The sequence below is a fragment of the Synechococcus sp. R6-10 genome (assembly GCF_047461815.1).
Classification (GTDB): domain Bacteria; phylum Cyanobacteriota; class Cyanobacteriia; order Thermostichales; family Thermostichaceae; genus Thermostichus.
This window is the reverse complement of record NZ_JANSHW010000120.1, coordinates 1-3,871: the sequence shown is the minus strand read 5'-3', so window position 1 is coordinate 3,871 and position 3,871 is coordinate 1. Positions and strand designations below refer to the sequence as shown.

At 58.3% G+C, this 3,871-nt stretch carries 3 protein-coding genes and 1 tRNA gene; all 4 read right to left on the bottom strand.

The genetic code is table 11. From position 1 onward, the window contains the following. Positions 1–304 precede the first annotated feature (304 nt). Entirely contained in the window at positions 305–1,903 is a 1,599-nt protein-coding gene (locus NW837_RS04020) for a DUF6930 domain-containing protein (protein WP_414329370.1), read from the bottom strand. Between the two features lie 189 nt (positions 1,904–2,092). Further along, positions 2,093–2,165 (bottom strand) — tRNA-Thr (locus NW837_RS04015). A gap of 83 nt (positions 2,166–2,248) precedes the next feature. After that, on the bottom strand, positions 2,249–2,944 hold the full coding sequence (locus tag NW837_RS04010) for a TPM domain-containing protein (protein ID WP_414329371.1): 696 nt from the start codon (positions 2,942–2,944) through the stop codon (positions 2,249–2,251). Between the two features lie 260 nt (positions 2,945–3,204). After that, positions 3,205–3,871: FAD-binding oxidoreductase (locus NW837_RS04005; RefSeq protein ID WP_414329369.1), on the bottom strand; the 667-nt coding region annotated here is incomplete at its 5' end.

Sequence of the window (3,871 nt, the reverse complement as noted above, 5' to 3'; positions counted from 1 at the left end):
TCATCAAAGCGCATTCCTCCCGGCACTGACCCTACGGGTACAGTGCGGGGCTCCTGCGATTTCTAGCTGAGGGTCAATACCAGAGCCCCCAGATGATAGGGCCACTGTATGCTTTGTCGAGATGCTTTGTCGAGCTATTTTGCCGGTCAGCACCCAGGAGAGAACCAGAGCCAAGATAGCGTGGATCCCTGGAAAAACCGAATCACCGCCCGGTAAACCTGCCAGAGCATAGAAAGAAGGGATCCCGGCTGGGAGAAAGTTGCTCAGGTTACCAGCAGCACCTAACCTGCCTCCATCTGGACGGTCAAGGCAAGTGCAATTGTCGGCTAATCCGCACCATCGGCCCCAGTCCCAGTCCCGTTGGGTTCAAAGCCTGCATCTCAAACAAGGCCAGAATGTGGCGCACTTGCAGCTCTGGGCGCGTAGAATTCACCCCCATCGCCACCACCAAGCCGCAATAGCCACCCGTATCCTGGCAACGCCGCTCCCAGCGCTTGCGAGCCATGGAGTGAACGGGATCATCTTCGGGAAACTCTCCAAACAGGTGCAGATCGCGATTGCCCGTTTGCACAATCTCCAAGTCGTAGCGATCGCCATCGAAGGGATCCACCCCTGTGTTGAAACAAACGCCTTGCGGCCCACCTTCCCCACGCAAATTCTCGATGAGCTGCTTTGCTTTTGATCGAGAGGTGCGCACAATCACCACCGGCAGCCCTTCTCCATTTTTCACCAGCTTGCTTTGGGGGAGGGGATGCCATTGCCCCGTGCGCCGCAGCATTTCCACCGTTGTCCACGGCAAGACCCCCAGACCTATCTGCGCCCCTTCCGGCACCAAATCATCCCGCAGCAGGGTTTGTGCAGGTTCTTCCGCCTCCCCTTCCAGCTCCAGCAGCTCTTCGGCCACGTCCGGCAGGGTGCGCACCTGCACCGAAAGGGTTGTCCCCTTCTCTTGGGGATTGGGAATGCGGTACCGACCTTGATAGGAGCGAAAGTCATCTTCCAGCTTGCGGTGGTACTGCTTGAAGAAGCGATGCAAGGCTTCCAGGGCCACCGATAAGGCCGCCGCCTCATCCTCCTGCAAAGTCACGCGCAAGCCTTCCAGGGGGTGAATGGTGCCGAAGTTCGGCTCAATTTCCTCGGGATCCAACTCTGCCAAGTCCAGATCCGGCAGTTCGTTAAGTTCAGGATTGCCAGCTTGGAAGGTGAGATAGAGACAATCTTGCCTGAGGAAGGCTTCCTCCATCTCTTCGGGAGTATCCGGCTGGGCCGCATCCTGGCGAAACTGTTTAAGAGAGGGCAGCGAGCGATAAAAAAGCACCCCATACTCCATGCCCAACCGCCCCATCACCGAGACATAAAGGGTTTGGATGTCCCAGTGATCTAGGTCGATGGCCAAGATTTGGTGATCCTCTAGGTAATCCCAGGGAGCATCTCGCCAGAGGGTAAGGGCTTTGCCGGCCAGCAACTCAACATAGTGTTCCGGCAGAGGGGGAGGGATCCGCTCGTTGGCCTCTTCAAAGCTCTGCAGGATCTCGTCGATCAGAGGCAATTCCGGCTGGCATTCCACCTTGATGTCCAGCTCGTGCAGGATGCCGCGCAAGAAAAATTGCACCTCTCGATCCCGCACGATGATCTTCTGGGGACGAGCAGGTGGGGCAGCATGGGGCCGCTCCATAGCCATGATCAAGGTTCGCACCATCGGCTCAAAGCCAGAATCGGCGGGCACCACCTCCATGGCCCGTACCACGCCCTGAACGCCATCTACCCAAAGAATGCACTCCCCTTCCGTTTGGGATCCCATGGGTGGCGATCCTGAGAGCTTGTGGCGATCCCCTTCCCACACCGAGGGCACCTGGGGCAGCTTTTGCAATCGACGAACCGTAGCGGCTGGGAGACCGGACATAGACATCCAAGGAGAATCAGGAGAACAACCCAATCGGCTGAGTAGGTATGCCAAACTGAGCAGGGATCGGCCTTGGCCTTTTGCCGGTAAGGCCCAGGGATCCCGCTAATGCCAATCTAACCACCAGTGTAGAAGCTGAGTTCGGCTTCAGCGAGAGGAGACAGCAGAGCCAAGTTCCATGGCACCAGAAGCTGATGGTCAGATTCGAACTGACGACCGCTCGATTACAAGTCGAGTGCTCTACCAACTGAGCTACACCAGCAATTTCTGCTCACCGATTCTAGCATTTGTCCCCTGCGAACTGAGGCTCGCAGGGAAGGACGCCCAGCCGACTTCACGAGTCAGCTACTGCCGATCCACTGCCGGGCGAGCAATGGGAGCCAGGTAGATCACCAAAGCCCCTGCCAGAAACCCCAAGACGTTGCGCAACACCGGGATCCAATCCTGCGTGCGTGTGACCACCGGCCCGATACCGAAGGCCCCGAACAGAATGAACCACAGGGGAGAAATGAGCAAGGCCCAACGCCAGTTAAACAGCTCCTCCGCATGGCGGGGCTTGCCGGCAAACCCGAAGACAATCCCGCCCAAAATCGAGGTCACCAGCGTTAGGATCCACTGCTCCTGAGGCAGGCCGGGCACCACGCGGCAGCCTCCCTGATGAAAGCAGCGATCCAAAACATCCACGGTCTCCAGGATGGCGCGGTGGGTGCCGTGCTCCCGCACATAGAATTGGTTGCCAAAGCGAGATTGCAGCTCAATCCAAAAGGTACGTGGCAAGATCTCGCGCACAGCATCCCCTACATTAAACGCCAGCAAGTTGCCCCCCCTGGGATCCGCCACCATCAGAACGCTGCGCTCATTCAAGCCCCAGTACTCTTTCACCTGACGGCCTGGAGTTTGATCAAACTGAGTCAGCACCCGCAGCTTCCAGCCGGTGTCTTGCTCTAACTTGTTCAGATGCTGGGCCAGTTGAGCTTCCTGATTGCTGGTCAACTGATCCGCCAAGTCCAAGACCGGCACGGGCGGCTGAGGCAGCTCCATCGGCACCACCGGCAGGGCAGGTTGCGCCCAGGTCAGGGATCCCCCGCCCACCGCAATCAACAGCCCAAGGCAAAAGCCCACTCCAACGCGGAGTATCCGCTGCCACTCGATGCTCATGCTGATCCCTCTCCTAGCTTTGACGCTGAGATACTGAGAAATGATGTTAAGAAATGTTTCAATTTCTTATAGATCTATCATGCACCGGAACAAGACGTTTGGCCAGAGGGATCCCGGGGAAGGAGCGGTGACAGGGGCAGTGCCTATATCAAGCTGGGGCTGAAGGTGCCGGCAGGGTCAAATTGCTGCTTCAGCTTGCGCATTAGGCTGGCAACCGGGCCAAAGTCATGGGCAAGAGCCTTCTTCAGAGCCGGCGGCGCCTCCAGAAGCAGGAGAAATCCGCCCGCAGACTTGAGGTAGCGCTGCAGTTGCATCAGGGATCCCACTTCTGGCTGAACCAGCCAAGCCCGCCCTAGCCCACAGCCTCGGTGCAGTTGCACCTGAGCCCCAGGGAATAGGGTTTGAAACTGCTCCAATGTTGCCAGGCTCTGATTGGGCAGGCACCCGAACTTGGCCAGCACCGCCCCTGAGCCGGGTTGAGGCAGGGGCAGAGAGTCGGGATTCACTTCCTGCAAAGTCAGCCCTGCAGGGGCCAGCCGCCGCGTTTGGGCCATCTGCTGGGCAATCGCCCGCTCCGAGCCGTGAAAGCTGAGCCAAACTTGGGATCCCTCTGCCCTTAGCCAGAGATCCACCCCCACAGGGTTAACCGGGCCGGTCAGCACCTGCCGACACAAAACCTCCAGCTCCGGCAGGGATCCTGTAGCCAGCAAAGTAGACTGAGCTGCCGGCAAGGGGTAAAGCCGTAGGCTCACCTGGGTCAAAATTCCTAGGCTGCCCAAGGATCCGGTGAACAACTTCATCAGGTCATAG

Excerpts from the sequence above, each read along its gene's own strand:
- NW837_RS04020 (WP_414329370.1), bottom strand. The coding sequence starts at position 1,903 with ATGTCCGGTCTCCCAGCCGCTACGGTTCGTCGATTGCAAAAGCTGCCC.
- NW837_RS04010 (WP_414329371.1), bottom strand. The coding sequence starts at position 2,944 with ATGGAGCTGCCTCAGCCGCCCGTGCCGGTCTTGGACTTGGCGGATCAG.